Genomic DNA, 15,107 nt, shown 5'->3' on the forward strand with positions numbered 1-15,107 from the left:
GGGCCCTTCCCTTGAGGGGAAGTGCGGCCACCAGGGCCTGGTGCCTGCCGTCTTCCGCGAAGGTCCAGTCCACCCTTACTTACCCCCCTCTTCTCTTCCCTTGTCAAGGCCCAGCCCTCAAAGTGATGAGAGCTCAGGGAAAGACCCTCTTGCAAGCGCTTTCATCCCGTGCTACACTCTGGGCAAAGATGCCGGAAGCGCGTCCTACCATCAACGAGGTGGCCCGCCGCGCGGGCGTTTCCCCGGCCACGGTCTCCCGTGTCCTCAACGGCACCGCCCGGGTCTCCCAAGAGAAGGTGCGGGCGGTGCTCCAGGCGGTGGAGGAGCTGGGCTACGCCCCGAGCCCCCTGGCCCAGGGACTCGCCACGGGGCGCTCTTACGCCATTGGCATCCTGATTTGTGACTTCGCGAGCCCCTTTTTCGGCCCCATCCTCGAGGCCCTCACCCTGGAGCTGGAAGCCACCCCCTACCGCCCCATCGCCGTTCCCGGCCACTGGAGCCTGGTGCGGGAGCTGGAGGCCCTGGAGTTCCTCAAAGCCCACCGGGTGGAGGCCCTGGTCCTGCTCGGCACCGCCTTGGGCGGGGAAGCCCTTGCGGATCTTGGCATCCCGATCCTGGCCTTTGGCCAGCGGCTGGAGGGGCCGAAGGCCTGGTCCCTTTACCTGGACAACCAGAAGGCGGCCTACGAGGCCACCCGCTACCTCCTTGACCGGGGGCACGCCCGCATCCTCCACATCTCCAGCCACCGCGGGGGGATGGACGTTCGGGACAGGCTTCTCGGCTACCGCAAGGCCATGCGGGAGGCGGGCCTCGAGGCCCGGGTGGTCTACGGCGACCTGGAGGAGGAGGGGGGCTACCTGGCCGCGGCGGAGGCTCTCCGCCGCTACCCCGACACCACCGCCATCTTCGCCGCCAACGACCAGACGGCCTTCGGCGCCCGGCTTTACCTCTACGAGCGGGGGCTTCGCGTGCCGGAGGACGTCTCCCTGGTGGGCTTTGACGACATCGCCATCAGCGCCTACCAGATCCCTCCCCTCACCACCGTGCGCCAGCCCGTTCGGGACATCGGGGTGGCCCTGGGCCGCGCGCTCCGGGCGGTCCTCGAGGGGGAGGTCCCCGCCCTGCCCCGTCTGGAGCTGGCCTTGGTGGAGAGGGCCTCGGTAAGGGAGGTGGGAGCCTGAGAAAAAGGGCGGCCCTTAGGCCTTAGGCCCCTGGCCCACCCCGAAAGGGGGTGGGGGTTGAACGGAGGTAGCCCATGCTTAGGAAAGCGCTTTCAAGCCTTCTCGTCCTCGCTTCCCTCGGCTTTGCCCAGAAGACCCTCGAGGTCTGGATCATGCCCAACAGCGCCCAGCCCGCCGAGGACTTCAAGGCCCTGGTGGCCCCCTTTGAAAAAGCCCATGGCGTGGAGGTCAAGGTCACCGTCTTGGACTGGGGCGTGGCCTGGACCAAGATCACCACCGCCGCCACCAGCGGCGTGGGCCCCGACCTCACCCAGCTCGGCACCACCTGGGTGGGGGCCATCAGCGCCATGGGCGCCCTGGAGCCCGTGGACGACGTGCTGCAGGCCCTGGGCGGGGTGAAGGCCTATCTTCCCGCCGTGTGGCGGACCGCCCGGCTTGAGGGTTCCCGTCAGGCCACGGCCGTGCCCTGGTTCTCGGAGCTTCGGGCCTTTTACTACCGCGCCGACGCCCTGAAGGCCGCCGGGGTGGACCCCGCTCAGATGTTCCGGAGCTGGCAGGACTTTGAGGCGGGCCTCGCGCGCCTGGCCCAGTCCAAGTTCACCGACCCGGAGACGAAGAAGCCCCTGGCTCCCCTCTGCACCCCGGGGAAGAACACCTGGGACGTGCTCCACAACGCCGCTCCCTGGATCTGGGGTGCGGGCGGGGAGATCGTGCGCCAGTCGGGTGGGCGGTGGCAGAGCGCCTTGAATAGCCCCGAGAGCCTCGAGGGGCTTTACTTCTTCCTCAGCCTGGCCCAGAGGGGCTACGTCCCGGCGGAAAGCCTGGAGAAGAACACCGCCCAGATCGAGGCCGATTTCCAGGCCGGCAAGTGCGCCGTCTTCGCCAGCGGCCCCTGGATGGTCCAGCGGGCCCAGGTCCCCGAGGCCAAGGGCGGCTTCGCCGAGCGCCCCGCCGCCAAGAACCTGGGCGTGGCGCCCTACCCCGCCGGGCCCAAGGGGCGGTACACCTTCTTCGGCGGCTCCAACCTCGCCCTCTTCAACTTCTCTAAGAACAAGCCCCTGGCCAAGGAACTCCTCAAGTACCTAGGCGGTCTCGAGGCCCAGCGCGCCTACGCGCAGGCGACCGGGATGCTCCCCGCCCTACGCAGCGCCTGGAACATCCCCGAGATCCAGAACAACCCCTTGATGCGCACCTTCGTCCGGGCCGCCCAGTTCGGCCGCACCTATCCCTCCTTGGCGGGCTGGGGCGGGGTGGAGAACCTGGCGGTGCAGCACATCGGCATGGCCTGGGACCTGGTGGCCCAGGGGAAGCTCAGCCGTGAGGCCCTGAAGGATCTCATGGACAAGGCTTCCGTGGCCATCAACCAGGCCCTGCGGTAGAGGGATGGGGGGGCCCTGCCCCCCCTTTTTCCCGTCATGAAGGCTTTCTGGCGCAAGTACGGCCTCGCCTACCTCTTTATCGCCCCGGCCTTCCTGGGGATGCTCCTCGTGCACTACGGCCCCATGCTCCAGGGGATCTACATGGGCTTCCTGGACCTGAGGCTCCAGACCCTCAGGCTCTACCTCCATGCGCCCTTCGTGGGCCTGGAGAACTTCCGGGAGATCCTCTTCAACCCCGAGTCCACCTTCCGCACCGGGTTCCTTTACGCCGTGCGCACCACCCTGCTCTACGCACTGGCGGTGAACGCCCTAAGCCTTTCCCTGGGCCTCTTGGTGGCCCACCTCCTGAACCGGCCCCTCTTCCTCCGAGGGCTTTGGCGGAGCCTCTTCCTCCTCCCCTGGGTGGTGCCGAGCTACGTGGTGGGGCTTCTTTGGGGGTTCATGTGGCTCAAGGAGGGCGTCATCAACCACCTGCTCGTGGATGTCCTCGGCCTCCTTCCGGAGAAACCCCACTGGCTCATCGGCCCCCTTACCTTCGTGGCCATCGTGGTGCCCACGGTGTGGCGGGGCTGGCCCTTCGTGATGGTGACCTACTTGGCCGCCCTCCAGACCGTGCCCCAGGAGCTTTACGAGGCGGCCAAGGTGGACGGGGCCAGCCCCTGGCAGCGTTTCCGCCACGTGACCTGGCCCATGCTCCGCCCGGTGACGGCGGTGCTCCTGCTCTACGGGCTTCTGGGCACCCTTTACAGCTTCAACATCGTCTACATGATGTTCGGCCACGGGGCGGGCTACCCCGGGGAGTGGGGGGACCTGCTCATGACCAACCTCTTCCGCAACACCTTCGGCATGTGGAACTTCGGCCTGGGAGCAGCGGCGAGCACCCTTTACATGCTCCTTTCCCTGGGGCTCATCCTCTTCTGGTACCGCGTCTTCCGGGAGGACTTGCGCGCGAGGTGAGCCATGTACGAGGAGCGCTGGCTCAGGTGGGGCGCGGGCTTGGCCCTGTTCCTCATCCTCGTGTTCCACCTTTTCCCCGTGTTTTGGATGGTGAACACCTCCCTCATGACCCAGCTGGAGGCGGCCACGGGAAGCCTTTTCCCGCGGGTGCCCCAGTGGGGCAACTACCTGGACATCTGGCGGGTCCTGCCCTTCTTCCACTACCTGAAGAACTCCTTTCTGGTCTCTTCCCTGACCACGGCCTTCGCCCTGGCGGTGGCCACCTTCGCCGGGTACGCCCTCGCCCGGTTCCGCTTTCCCGGGGCGGAGCTCTTTGGGGGAAGCGTCCTGGTGACCCAGGTGATCCCCGGGATCCTCTTTCTCATCCCCATCTACATCATGTACATCTACGTGCAGAACTGGGTCCGCTCCGCCTTGGGCCTCGAGGTGCGCCTGGTGGGGAGCTACGGGGGGCTGGTCTTCACCTACACCGCCTTCTTCGTCCCCTTGAGCATCTGGATCCTCCGGGGCTTCTTCGCCTCCATCCCCAAGGAGCTGGAGGAGGCGGCCCAGGTGGACGGGGCCACCCCCTTCCAGGCGTTTTACCGGGTGATCCTGCCCCTGGCCCTTCCCGGCCTCGCCGCCACCGCCGTCTACATCTTCCTCACCGCCTGGGACGAGCTCCTCTTCGCCCAGGTGCTCACCACCGAGGCCACGGCCACGATTCCCGTGGGCATCCGCAACTTCGTGGGCAACTACCAGAACCGCTACGACCTGGTCATGGCCGCCGCCACGGTGGCCACGCTGCCGGTGCTCGTTCTCTTCTTCTTCGTGCAGCGCCAGCTCATCCAGGGCCTCACCGCCGGGGCGGTGAAGGGCTAGGCCTTTGGAGGGGAAACGCATGGACATGGCCGCCGAAAACTTCCTGTGGGGCGTGGCCACCAGCGCCTACCAGATCGAGGGGGCCACGGAGGAGGACGGGCGGGGGCCTTCCATCTGGGACGCCTTCGCCCGGCGCCCCGGGGCCATCCTGGACGGCAGCTCCGGGGAGCCCGCCTGCGACCACTACCACCGCTACGAGGAGGACATCGCCCTGATGAAGGACCTCGGGGTACGGGCCTACCGCTTCTCCGTGGCCTGGCCCCGGGTCCTCCCCGAGGGCCGGGGGCGGATCAACCCCAAGGGGCTCGCCTTCTACGACCGCCTGGTGGACCGGCTTCTGGAAGCGGGGATCACCCCCTTCCTCACCCTCTACCACTGGGACCTGCCCCTGGCCCTGGAGGAGCGGGGGGGCTGGCGGAGCCGGGAGACCGCCTTCGCCTTTGCCGAGTACGCCGGGGTGGTGGCCCGGGCCCTCGCCGACCGGGTGCCCTTCTTCGCCACCCTCAACGAGCCCTGGTGCTCGGCCTTCCTGGGGCACTGGACGGGGGAACACGCCCCCGGTCTCAGGAACCTGGAGGCGGCCCTCCGCGCCGCCCACCACCTCCTCCTGGGCCACGGCCTGGCGGTGGAGGCCCTCAGGGCAGGGGGGGCGAGGCGGGTGGGGATCGTCCTCAACTTCGCCCCGGCCTACGGCGAGGACCCGGAGGCGGTGGACGCGGCGGACCGCTACCATAACCGCTATTTCCTGGACCCCATCCTGGGCAAGGGGTACCCCGAAAGCCCCTTCCAGGACGCCCCTCCCGCCCCCGTCCTTCCCCGCGACCTGGAGCTCATCGCGAGGCCCCTGGACTTCCTGGGGGTGAACTACTACGCCCCCGTCCGCGTGGCCCGGGGGACGGGGCCCTTGCCCGTGCGCTACCTTCCCCCGGAGGGGCCGGTCACGGCCATGGGGTGGGAGGTGTACCCCGAGGGGCTCTACGGGCTCCTAAAGCGCCTGGGCCGGGAGGTGCCCTGGCCCCTCTACGTCACGGAAAACGGGGCGGCCTATCCCGACTCTTGGCGGGGGGAGGCCGTGGTGGAGGACCCCGAGCGGGTGGCCTACCTCGAGGGCCACATAGAGGCCGCCCTTCGGGCCCGGGAAGAGGGGGTGGACCTCAGGGGCTACTTCGTCTGGAGCCTCATGGACAACTTCGAGTGGGCCTTCGGCTACACCCGGCGCTTCGGCCTCTACTACGTGGACTTCCCCACGCAAAGGCGCATCCCTAAGCGGAGCGCTCTCTGGTACCGGGAGAGAGTTCGGGCTTTTCCCTGAGGATGCCTCCGAGGGGTGGCGCGGCTCCCCTTAGGCTGTTTTAGACCGGGGGCTTGTCCTTTTGGGTGGCCGCAAGGTGAGGACTCCCTGAACTTGCGCGGCCTCCACCTGCACCGGTAACAGAGGCCGTAGGGAAACATTTTGGGGCGGAGATCTTCAGCGCCGCGTAAGTTTAGGTCGCCGGGGACCAGAGCCCATCCTCCTTTATTCTCCAGCACCTTCCTTCTTTCAACTCGGAACCGGGTGCCCAGCCGAGAGAGAGCGACCAGGGCTTTTCCCCCTGCCATCCCGCGATCTGCTCCAGGGCTCCACTCATGCTTGCGGGGGGGGTCTTTGCGGCGGGGAGATGGGCCAGAAGGAACTGGGTACAGACCTCGAGGTCCTCCCCTTCCAGGTGCACTTCTGAGAAAAAGCCTCCCCCCCTCTTCGTCTCCTCCAGGTTTACCCTCCGGACCCTCCCCAGGCCGTACCGGGTCTCGCCCCCCAGGAAAAGCTCTTTCACCTGGAAGGCGCCCCCGTCTTCCCCCCGCACGAAGACGTAGCCCAAGAGGAAGACGGGCTCCGGGGTAGACCCCTCTCCCCAACGGGACCAGGGCTGCACCACCTCGTGCTCCCTGAGGGAGCCCTCGAGGGCGCTGTCGCTAAAGGGGTCTATGGCCGTGCCCGCCCGGGTGGTGAGGAGCCAACTGCGGAACTCCCGGTCGGCAACCGGCCCCCGGCCGTCCTCCCGTCGCCACACGAGCCCCTTCCCCTCCTCGTGCCGGGGGAGCCAGGCCAGCCACTTCCCCTCTTTCCTTTGGGCGGGGAAGAGGTAGGTGAGGCGGGTTGCGCGGCCGAGCTTCCTGGCCACCTCCTCGTAGTCGTTCGGGGACAGAGGCCCCTTGGCCTGCACCCGCGTGAGCTCAGCGGTAAGGGCACCCAGGAGGGTCCGGGCCGGCGCGTAAAGCCGCGTTCGGTTGAGCAGGCCCGCTGGGGGCATCCCGAGGTGGAGGGGCGCCTCCACCTGCCATACCCATCGGTACATCCTCCAGCCCATGGCGATCAGTCTTTCCCGGCCTTGAGGTGGTAGCGGGCGTAGGACAGGGCGGTGCGCAGGAGGTCCCGGGCGAACAGGAGGCGGTCCAGGTCGGTTGCCAATTCCTTGATTGCCTCCAAGATATCGCCCTTTTTTGACAATCCGAAGATTGAACTTAAGAAATCCAAACTTTTTTCGCTGATGGGTCCAGCCTCCTCTTTATGGCGCGCTTTGAGGTAAAGGAACATGGCATAGGGACCCTGCTCCTCCAAAATGGACAGGGCTTCGTTGAACACCTTCTCGTCCTTGACCCTTTCAGACAGCTTGCGCCCAAGCTCGGCGCACCGGATTTCCAGGTTGGTCGGAGCTTCCATCACGGTTGGTTCTCCCCTTGGCCGCTGGATTGGGCGGGGCCTACCGCCTGGGGGCTTTGGGTGGAAGCCGCGTGAAGGACCCTTACCCTGCCCATTCCCCGGGTGCCCATCCCCCCGATGCCCAGGTGCTCCAGGTAGGGATGGGCTTTTTGGACCACTTCCCAGACTTGGCCGGGGCCCTGCGCTCCTTGGCTTTTCCCGCCCCTTAGCTCAATCTTTTTGTCGCCAATCGTGAAGAACATGGGGTTCTTGGCGATGACTTCCCACACCAGCACGGTCCCCCTGGGCAGGGCTTCGTAGGAGAAGAGGGCCTTCTCCTGGGCGGCCCCCGTGGCCGGGTCTATGGAAACGGAGGTGCGGACCTCGAGGTTGCTGTTGACGATGTGCTGGAAGAGGCGGTCATCTACCAGGGCCAGGCGATCCCGGATGTAGCCCGGTAGCCCCCGCTCCGGCTTTTTAAGCTCCTCAAAAGCTTTTTTCTGGTCCCCGGAGACCACCTTGATTGGCAACAGCAGCCATCCCAGGTTGAGGAAGTCTCCCCCTTCTTCCAGGTAGACGGCCTGTTCGCTCGGTCCCTCCACGTCCAGGCCAAGGGCCCGCAAAGCCATGGGGGAGGTAACCCAACGGGGCCCTCGCCTCGTGGGGACGGGGAAGAGGAGCACATGGGCGTCGGTGAAGGCGGCCAGGCCAGCGAAACCGCCCTCTTGCCCTGCGCCCCGGGCGAAGCCGAAGACGGTGCAGACGGGGCAATCGGGCCGGCGGCAGTGCCCGCGCTCTTGGTCGAGCCCCAAACCGGCACAGTCGGGGTAGTAGGGCTTGGGTTTCCCATCAACCTGTCTATCTGGGTTCGCCTCCTGTTCCGCCATGGCCACATAAGTCCGGTACACCCCGGCCAGGCTGGAGCCCGGGATCTTGGGCACCCGGGTCGCCGGGTCCCGGACGATGGTGAGGTCCACCCGGCCGATCCGCCCTCCCCCCGCTCCCACGTGCACGGGGTCCAGGGCCAAGGCGGTCACGATCCACTTCCCGTAACTCTTTCCCACATTCCCCTCCTTATACGCTTTCCTTCAGAGCCGTCATATGCCAGTCCAGGGCCCACTGAAGCGTCCCGTCCAAGGCGGCCTCTATGAGGGCCGCCAGGGTGTTGCCCTTCACCTCGAGGTGGGTGGCGATCAGGGCCTCCAGGTACGCGCGCCAAGCCTCCTGGCGGGCGGCCGGATCCCCATCGGGAGCGCTCCAAGCCGCCTCGGCCCGCGCGAGCTCGCTGCGCAGGTGCTGCAAGGCGGTCTGGCTGGGGGCCACCCGCTGGAGGAGGGCCCAAACCTCCCGCATCCGGGTCCAGTCCTCCAGGTAGCGGGAGGTCGGCAGGTCAAACCGCTCCGCGGTGCTTCCCATGAAAAGGGTCGCCAGCCGCGCGGGGGCCACCCGGATGCGGTCGCCAAAGCGAAGGTCGGCCACGTGGCGGTAAACCTGCCCCCCGGGGTGGCGGAAGTCCCGCGGATACCGGATTTGGTCGTTTACCGCCGCGTAGGGGTAGAACACGTCCTCGCGCCCGTCCGGGAGGAAGGTGGGCACCACCCTCAGAGATCGGCCTTCCTTCCTCTTCAGAAGGAGGGAAACGGCCCCTGGGCCTGGGCGGGCCTCCTCAACGGTCCACTCCTCCTCCTCGCTCCGCTGGAGGGCGTCCTCGAGGTTCCTCACCCCTTCCAGGACCCCCTGGAAGGCCACGGGCCGCGGGAAGGCCACCACGCCCACCCTGAGGGGCAGGCGGTCCCAGACCCGGGCGAACCTCTCCCGCCACTGGTTTACGGCGAGGTCCACGCAGGCAGAGGCGGCCTCCAGGGGCACCAGGAGGCGGAAGCGGAGCGGGGAAAGCTCCAGGGGAATCACGGGGCAGTAGACCCCTAAGCGGTCCTTGGGTTCAGAAACCTCGTCGACTTCCACGGAGTGGCGCTCCTGGGAGTCCTCCACCCAAAGCTCCATCTGTTGATCCTTGAGGGCATCCTTTTTGTCTTCGGGCTGGAGGAGGCGGGCCAGGTTGGAAACCGTGAGGAAACCTTCCGAGCCAGGAAGACGGAGCAGGCTAATGGGCTTCCCACGCCAGCGCCCGTTGTAGAGGACCGGATCGGTACTCCCCCCTTGCCCGGGAGGGTTTCCCTTAAGCTTCACGACGAGCCGCCGTACCCGCCAGGGGTTAGGGCTTCGGGCGGCAAGCTGGCGGAACTCCCGGAGCAGGTCCTGGAAGAATTCCTCCGCCTCCCGCCAGAAGCGGTAGACCCGCCCGGGGGAGGGCAGTTTGCGGAAGAGCTGATGGGTCAGCCAGGCCGCTCGCTGGTCGTCGTTTAAGGCGTCCCATGCCGGTGCGTCAGCGCGATCCTCGACGATCTCTTCGTAGAAGATGCGCCAAAGATGTTCATCGTTCTTGACCTGGGGATTCAAGTCGCGAACATGCCGAAAGCCTTCTTGAAGATTTACCAGAAACAGAAACACATCTCTTTTTTGCGGCGGGAATTTCCAGTTGCCATCTGAATCACGAAATCCCTGCTTGATTTCTTTTACAACACGACAGAATAACTTAGATACCGAGTCAGATACTGCTACTGGGTTGGCCAACTTCTGACGCCTTGATTCATCCCGTTGCCAATATTCCTCAAGTACAGGATTAAACCTCACCCACTCCGGAATGGCCTGCGCGCGCAGGCTGTCCACCCGTTCACCATTCAGCCAGTCTTCCAGGTCCAGCGAGAAAGTGAGTAGAGCAAGACGGTCGTTCTGGTCGGCCACTTCCTCGAACCAGATGGTGTCATCACCGAGTTGCCCATCAAGCCAGGCATTGCGGCGGTGGTGACGGCGTTCGCCGCATACCTTACAGGGCTTACTCTTATCGGTGGGGTCACCGTTGAAGCGCACCTGGCAAACGGGGCAGACGTGGCCGCGAGCGTCGGAAGGGTTCAGCCGGCGAATGTCCCATGGTCTATGAACCGGGATGGCGATCCTATTTCGCGCCTCCCGGATCTCCCGTACCATGGGAACGAGTGAGCGCGTGGGGTCGCTTAGATGGATGTAAGGCGGGGTCTCCAAGTCAAGGTCTTGGGCAATGGTGTCTACACGCTCCAGAAGCCATTGCTCCCAATCATTTAACCAGCTGGCCGGAGTGGCTTCATTAGACTCCCCCGGGAAGGAGAAGACGGCTACCGAGCTGTCGCGGTAGAGCAAGGACCCAACGGCCAGATCCACCTCAATGAGTTCCGCCACACGTTGGAAGAACGCGTCAATAGCTCCCTGGGCGCCTGTCCAGTCGCCGATCTTCACCGCCCGGGCCTCGTAGTGCTCCGTGCCGAGGGCTACGGTAAGCAGGCGCCAGCGGGTCTTTTGCTTAACACCTTTGTCGTCCCAAAGGAAGCCGCTATTCAGCAACGCGCCCGCCACCGCGCTCTTGAAAAGCGCCGCGGCCACGTAAGACTGGTCCCAGAGGGTCACGTCGTTATTGGGCAGGCGAGTTTCCGCAAGGGTGGAGAGGAAGGCCCTCCGGACGAAGGATCCCTCGCCGATGGCCCTCTCCCGCCAGCTTCTCCAGGAGGCCAGATCCTGCTCATGGAGAATCCCCAGGTCTTTCAGTTCCTCCAGCACCCGGCGGATTTCCTCCACCAGTCGGCGCCACCCTTGAGGTGAGAGGATCTCCGGCGGATCGGCCAGCAGGTTGCGTTTGGGATGCCCCCAGGGCGAAGAAAGCCACGTGTGGAGGTTGGTCTGGCGGAGATATCCCGACGTGGCTCTCGGTAAGTTTTTTTCAATACCGGAGACAACCCCATGCCCGGCCTGGAGAAGCCCGAGCAACCCCGGATCGCGCCCGGCATGTTTTTCGGTAAACACAGCAAAGCTCCCTGGCCAGGCTTCGTCGGGGATTCTGCTCCTATACGACCCTTGTACCCAATTCAGCAGGCTATCCCAAGGGAAAGGTGGGGTTTCCTGTTGATGCCATTCTTTGTAATCATAGCTATTGTTTTCATCCCCGTGTTGGCGTAGGAACTCGGCCTTGGCCTTGCCGGCCATATGGAACCACCCTATGGCCTCCATGGCCAGGAGCAGGGGGCGGTTCTGGCGCAGGGTTTCTGCCGGGGGAAAGGTACCGCTCATGGCGTGCCTCCTGCGGAAAGCCAGGTCTGGACTTCTTGCCAAATGCCCTCGCGGGTGTCCATTTCTGCCTTGCCCCAGGTCTTGTGAAAGGCTCGCCACCGCATGATTCTCGCGGTGCCCCAGCCCACGGTGCGCTTAGCGGAGATGCCGTAGATGGTAAGCAAGTCCTCAAGGGCTTTCAAGAGTTTGGGAAGCGCTTCTTTGGGGTCGGCGCTGAACTCCATCCCGGGCCAGGGGGCGTAGAGCAGGGAAAGGGTACCTTTCCCCCCTTCCGCATATTCACCAGGATTTTTCTTCGGGCGCCTTCCAGGCACCACCTCGTAGTAGATGGGCTTAGTACCGGCCCGGCGCTCCCGGCTGTGGGGGTTGATGACCTCAAAGCCGATCCGGTCAAACCAGGTGGGGTAGAAGACCAGGGCGCCTCGGCTGAACTCCTCGTCCTCTCCTTTTTCGTTGCCAAAGAGGTGCAGTATCCAGTCCGGGTCGCGCCAGCCGTCCATTGTTTTGTGCTTTTGCAGGTGCTCCCGTAGCCCAGCCTGCATACGGCAAGCCCAACGGAGCAACCCCTTCCAGGACGAGGCGGCCATGAAGGGCACGCCGAAGACCCGGTCCTTGCGCACGGGGTTGTCCAGCAGGTGGAAGACCCGGTCGTCTTTGGAGTACCATGCGGTCAGGAGTTCAAAGTCCACTTGAAGGGCGATCTGATGCGAGGAGGGCAGTTTGCTAAATTCAGGACGAAAATCCAGATCGTTACACACTTTAATTGTATAAGTCACATCTTGTGCGAGAGGCATATATACCTCAGTACGCGCATCCTCCTTACGTGGTAATTCCTTCAACCACCAAATTGTGACACCATCAACGACCCGCACAATTCTTGTATCGCCTTCAATACCTTGCGTCCAAATTCTTCGAAGATTTTGCTTCACTTGCTTAATCTGGTCCTGGATTTTACGGGTTTTTTCTTTATCTTTCTGAGATTCCTTGAGTTGTTTTTCCAAGATGGAGAGCTTTTGGTCGTAGCTTCTAACCTCGCCCTCAACCCATTCCACGATACTTAGAAGATAATCAAAGTAATCCCCATTCATACTCATCCCTCTCGTTCAGTGCAACGAAACAGTTGCTCTAAAATTTTCTCGCCCTTTAGAAACCCCCGTTCTGGATCATCCGGATCAAAGGATCGCCATACCGGGTCGGATGGCCTGTTGTTTCCGCCACCATTTTTCAAAGTTAGCAGTCTATGGAGAATCGACGAAAACTCTTGCTGATTTCGCACGAAGCCGAAAGTTCGGCGCGCGCTCTCAGGCTCCTTGAAACTGAACACCTTTTTGCTTTCGGGCTCCTGGGGATTAGGCTGGCCTCGTGCGCGACGCCCGGCAAGCCACGAGTCGCCCTGTGAAGATTGACTTTTCGGCTCTGGGCGGCCAATAACAAAATTGTAGGAGCTTGTATGATCGTCTTTCCTCGCCAGATACCGCTCCTTCACACACCAAAAGTTTGTCAGCGAGGCCCAGGAGAAGGACTCATCCATAAAATCCCTTCGCCATCGCGAGTCGTGTATATAGGTTTTTAGATGTTCTCTCGTACAGCGAGGTTGGTCAGGACGCCCTTCAATGCGCACCAGCCCGAAATCTTGGTGGTGAAATTTATCTTTACGATAAGGTTGATCCGAAGGTTTGAACACCGTTTTGCCACCGATGGCGCCACAGTTGGCAATCAGGCACAGGGTGGCGTCCAGTAGGCACCACTCTTCGGGCGCGATGGGCCGCAGGGGGATGAAGCGGAGGATGAAGGTTTGTCCGGCTTTAATCTGGCCATGAATGATCTGGCCATTCTCGTTGACAACCATTAGCCGGAACTTGCGCGCCCAACCGGTGCAGCCGAAGAGCTCGCAAACAACGCAGTGGTGGCCGGGATCAGGGGGGTTTTTGTTTGCGTCCGGGCACCGCACGCCGTCCAATGTAGGGTCGCACGCCTTTCCCCCCAGGCCGCGCACCAAGACCTCAAACCACCAACGGAGGGAGCCCATAAGCCCTGTGGGTACAAGCCGGTCCCCCCTTCTTTCTTCGTCCCCCGTCCATATATCCGTTAGGGCCTTGAGCTTCCACTCCTTGTGCTCCATAAACCCTTTGCGATCCTCCCAGTCCTCCCCAACAGAACTGCGACGGCAGGGTGACTTAGTCGGAAGGATAACCTTAAATCCCCGTTCGCGCAAGTCCCCCTTCGGGAAAGGGGCAGATGCCTGTGCGCTGAACCCTGCGCTTCAAGGGTGGGAGCTGTGGCGGGCCTACTACGGGTAGGATGAAAGCGTGGCTTTGCCCGAGGAGATGGAAAGAGCCCTAGAGCGCTTCAAAAAGGCCTACGGCCCGGGTTGGGAAAAGAAGTTGATGCGCCTCATGGAGGAAGAGGTCAGGCGCAAGAGGGCTAAGAAAAAGCTCGCCGCCTTTCTGGCAAAAGTGAGTGGCCGTGCCAAGGTGAGCGAAGAGGAGATCTTCCGAAGGCTTGAAGGCCGTTCTTGACACCAAGGTTCTTGTGGCTTCCCCCTGGTCATGGTCAACCGCAAGCGGGAGTTCGCCGAGCGGGGCTTCACGGCGGGGTAGAGTGGGGACCCCTGGCCCGCCCTGAAGAGGTGCCGGAGGGTCCACCGCAACTATAAAGCCAGTTTCAAACCCTTATAGGTATGGTCAGAACGGGCACGTCTATACCGAGCAGGACATCTGGATTGAGTCGTTTCAAACCCTCATAGGTACGGTCAGAAGAGCCGAAACTGGCTCAGGCACGAGAGTGGCTCATGAAGCTCTAATCCAGGCTTTCAAGAACCTCTGCAACCCAAGGCGATTAGGTGGGCTACCTGAGCGTAGGGTAGCAGACCGGGGGGTGTGGCGTCAACCCCCCAGGGTTTTTGCGGGATTGGAGGTTGGCGCCAACTTGTACTTGGTCAAAGATCAGCGCAGGCGGTAGGGGGTGTAGGGTTGCTCCCCGATGAGGTGCTTTTCAAGCTTGTAAAGCTCTAGGCGCAAGGTGGTTCTGGCGTGCCCCATGAGCCACGCCTCCCGGGGGCAGACCCCGAAGTACCAGAAGAGGGTTCCCGTTAGAGGAACTGCTCCATCTCCCACAAAAATCCCACCTCCTCGTCGTAGAAGTTCCCCACCGCCTCGCGGGGCACGTGCCTCCAGTCCTCCCGGCCCAGGAGGGGCGGGGGCAGGTTCTCCAGGGCCCGCCTCAGCAGGGGGCTCACGGTGTAGGCCTGGAGCCTGGGGAGGAGGAGGCGGAGGGCCTTCCGCCGCTCCTTGGGGTCCTTTTGGGCGAGGGCCTCCTCCAGCCGCCCCAGGAGGCGGGTGGCCTCCTCGTCCCACTCCACGAAGATGGGCAGGGAGGGAGCCTCCTCCAGGAGGCGAAAGAAAGCCCTCTAGGCGGCCGTAGTTCAGGGCGGAAAGGGCCTTAAGGGCCTCCTGGCCCCTCGCTTGGCTGATGCCCTCCTCCACCAGGCGGTAGTACTCGGACAAGAGGGGGTAGGCCTCGCGGTCCTCGAGGCCCTCCTTCAAAAGGTCGCCCAAAAGGCGCCGCGTGCGGTCCAGGAGGACCGCCCCGTAGACCCTCTTCCCGCTTTCCCCCTCCAGGTCCAAAACCCAAAGCCGCCCCTCGCCGCGGGCGTTCCGGTTCACGCGGCCCGCGGTCTGCAGGAGGCTTTCCAGGGGGGCCAAGGCCCGGTAGCCCTCCTGGAAGTCCAGGAGGTGCTCCGCCAGGTCCTCGAGGGTGCGCGCCTCCCCCCAGAGAAGCCGCACCCGGGCCGGGTAGCCGGGAAGCGGGGGGCGATCTCCTCCCCCTCCACAAGCCGGGGCTGGGTGGCGGTCATGCTCACCACGGTCACCCTTCCGGGAAGCTCCCGGA

The 15,107-nt window shown here is 63.9% G+C and carries 13 protein-coding genes; 6 read left to right on the top strand and 7 right to left on the bottom strand.

Annotated elements, in window-relative coordinates:
• Nucleotides 1–188 precede the first annotated feature (188 nt).
• From ABJK26_RS09120 to ABJK26_RS09140, 5 genes are all read left to right on the top strand, one after another.
• Nucleotides 189–1,181, top strand: coding sequence for a LacI family DNA-binding transcriptional regulator (locus ABJK26_RS09120; protein WP_347241972.1), 993 nt, complete (start codon nt 189–191; stop codon nt 1,179–1,181).
• Nucleotides 1,182–1,255: 74 nt separating this feature from the next.
• Nucleotides 1,256–2,560 carry a sugar ABC transporter substrate-binding protein gene (locus ABJK26_RS09125; protein WP_347241973.1) on the top strand — a complete coding sequence of 435 codons (1,305 nt, stop codon included), beginning with the start codon at nt 1,256–1,258 and terminating at the stop codon, nt 2,558–2,560.
• A 36-nt stretch (nt 2,561–2,596) separates the two neighbouring features.
• Complete coding sequence (locus ABJK26_RS09130; protein ID WP_347241974.1) at nt 2,597–3,517, top strand: sugar ABC transporter permease; 921 nt, start codon at nt 2,597–2,599, stop codon at nt 3,515–3,517.
• A 3-nt stretch (nt 3,518–3,520) separates the two neighbouring features.
• Complete coding sequence (locus tag ABJK26_RS09135; RefSeq protein ID WP_347241975.1) at nt 3,521–4,378, top strand: carbohydrate ABC transporter permease; 858 nt, start codon at nt 3,521–3,523, stop codon at nt 4,376–4,378.
• 19 nt (nt 4,379–4,397) lie between these two features.
• Nucleotides 4,398–5,690 (top strand): GH1 family beta-glucosidase, encoded by a 1,293-nt coding sequence (locus ABJK26_RS09140; RefSeq protein WP_347241976.1) that lies wholly within the window; start codon nt 4,398–4,400, stop codon nt 5,688–5,690.
• A gap of 172 nt (nt 5,691–5,862) precedes the next feature.
• Here ABJK26_RS09140 and ABJK26_RS09145 read toward each other — a convergent pair whose 3' ends face one another.
• The 6 genes from ABJK26_RS09145 to cmr1 are packed head-to-tail and all read right to left on the bottom strand — an operon-like array spanning nt 5,863 to nt 13,338.
• Complete coding sequence (locus ABJK26_RS09145) at nt 5,863–6,726, bottom strand: hypothetical protein (RefSeq protein WP_347241977.1); 864 nt, start codon at nt 6,724–6,726, stop codon at nt 5,863–5,865.
• 5 nt (nt 6,727–6,731) lie between these two features.
• Nucleotides 6,732–7,079, bottom strand: a complete 348-nt coding sequence (locus tag ABJK26_RS09150) for a hypothetical protein (protein ID WP_347241978.1) — start codon at nt 7,077–7,079, stop codon at nt 6,732–6,734.
• On the bottom strand, nt 7,079–8,122 hold the full coding sequence (gene cmr4 / locus ABJK26_RS09155) for a type III-B CRISPR module RAMP protein Cmr4 (protein WP_347241979.1): 1,044 nt from the start codon (nt 8,120–8,122) through the stop codon (nt 7,079–7,081). Before cmr4 ends, ABJK26_RS09150 begins: the two co-directional genes overlap by 1 nt.
• Nucleotides 8,123–8,132: 10 nt before the next feature.
• Nucleotides 8,133–11,216, bottom strand: a complete 3,084-nt coding sequence (locus ABJK26_RS09160) for a CRISPR-associated protein Csx11 (RefSeq protein WP_347241980.1) — start codon at nt 11,214–11,216, stop codon at nt 8,133–8,135.
• Nucleotides 11,213–12,268 carry an RAMP superfamily CRISPR-associated protein gene (locus tag ABJK26_RS09165; RefSeq protein WP_347241981.1) on the bottom strand — a complete coding sequence of 352 codons (1,056 nt, stop codon included), beginning with the start codon at nt 12,266–12,268 and terminating at the stop codon, nt 11,213–11,215. The genes ABJK26_RS09160 and ABJK26_RS09165 overlap by 4 nt, the downstream gene beginning before the upstream one ends.
• A 38-nt stretch (nt 12,269–12,306) precedes the next feature.
• Nucleotides 12,307–13,338 carry a type III-B CRISPR module RAMP protein Cmr1 gene (gene cmr1 / locus ABJK26_RS09170; protein WP_347241982.1) on the bottom strand — a complete coding sequence of 344 codons (1,032 nt, stop codon included), beginning with the start codon at nt 13,336–13,338 and terminating at the stop codon, nt 12,307–12,309.
• Between the two features lie 187 nt (nt 13,339–13,525).
• Here cmr1 and ABJK26_RS09175 point away from each other — a divergent pair, with 187 nt between their 5' ends.
• Nucleotides 13,526–13,735: a hypothetical protein gene (locus ABJK26_RS09175; RefSeq protein WP_347241983.1), complete on the top strand. Its 210-nt coding sequence runs from the start codon at nt 13,526–13,528 to the stop codon at nt 13,733–13,735.
• Nucleotides 13,736–14,307: 572 nt separating this feature from the next.
• Here ABJK26_RS09175 and ABJK26_RS09180 read toward each other — a convergent pair.
• Nucleotides 14,308–14,577: a hypothetical protein gene (locus ABJK26_RS09180; protein ID WP_347241984.1), complete on the bottom strand. Its 270-nt coding sequence runs from the start codon at nt 14,575–14,577 to the stop codon at nt 14,308–14,310.
• Nucleotides 14,578–15,107 lie beyond the last annotated feature (530 nt).

This window comes from Thermus sp. (assembly GCF_039793865.1).
In the GTDB taxonomy this organism is placed as follows: Bacteria; Deinococcota; Deinococci; order Deinococcales; family Thermaceae; genus Thermus.

Coding starts and splice junctions, on each gene's coding strand:
- cmr1 (WP_347241982.1), bottom strand. CDS start 13,338: ATGGAGCACAAGGAGTGGAAGCTCAAGGCCCTAACGGATATATGGACG.
- ABJK26_RS09130 (WP_347241974.1), top strand. CDS start 2,597: ATGAAGGCTTTCTGGCGCAAGTACGGCCTCGCCTACCTCTTTATCGCC.
- ABJK26_RS09145 (WP_347241977.1), bottom strand. CDS start 6,726: ATGGGCTGGAGGATGTACCGATGGGTATGGCAGGTGGAGGCGCCCCTC.
- ABJK26_RS09125 (WP_347241973.1), top strand. CDS start 1,256: ATGCTTAGGAAAGCGCTTTCAAGCCTTCTCGTCCTCGCTTCCCTCGGC.
- ABJK26_RS09135 (WP_347241975.1), top strand. CDS start 3,521: ATGTACGAGGAGCGCTGGCTCAGGTGGGGCGCGGGCTTGGCCCTGTTC.
- ABJK26_RS09120 (WP_347241972.1), top strand. CDS start 189: ATGCCGGAAGCGCGTCCTACCATCAACGAGGTGGCCCGCCGCGCGGGC.
- ABJK26_RS09160 (WP_347241980.1), bottom strand. CDS start 11,216: ATGAGCGGTACCTTTCCCCCGGCAGAAACCCTGCGCCAGAACCGCCCC.
- ABJK26_RS09150 (WP_347241978.1), bottom strand. CDS start 7,079: ATGGAAGCTCCGACCAACCTGGAAATCCGGTGCGCCGAGCTTGGGCGC.
- ABJK26_RS09140 (WP_347241976.1), top strand. CDS start 4,398: ATGGACATGGCCGCCGAAAACTTCCTGTGGGGCGTGGCCACCAGCGCC.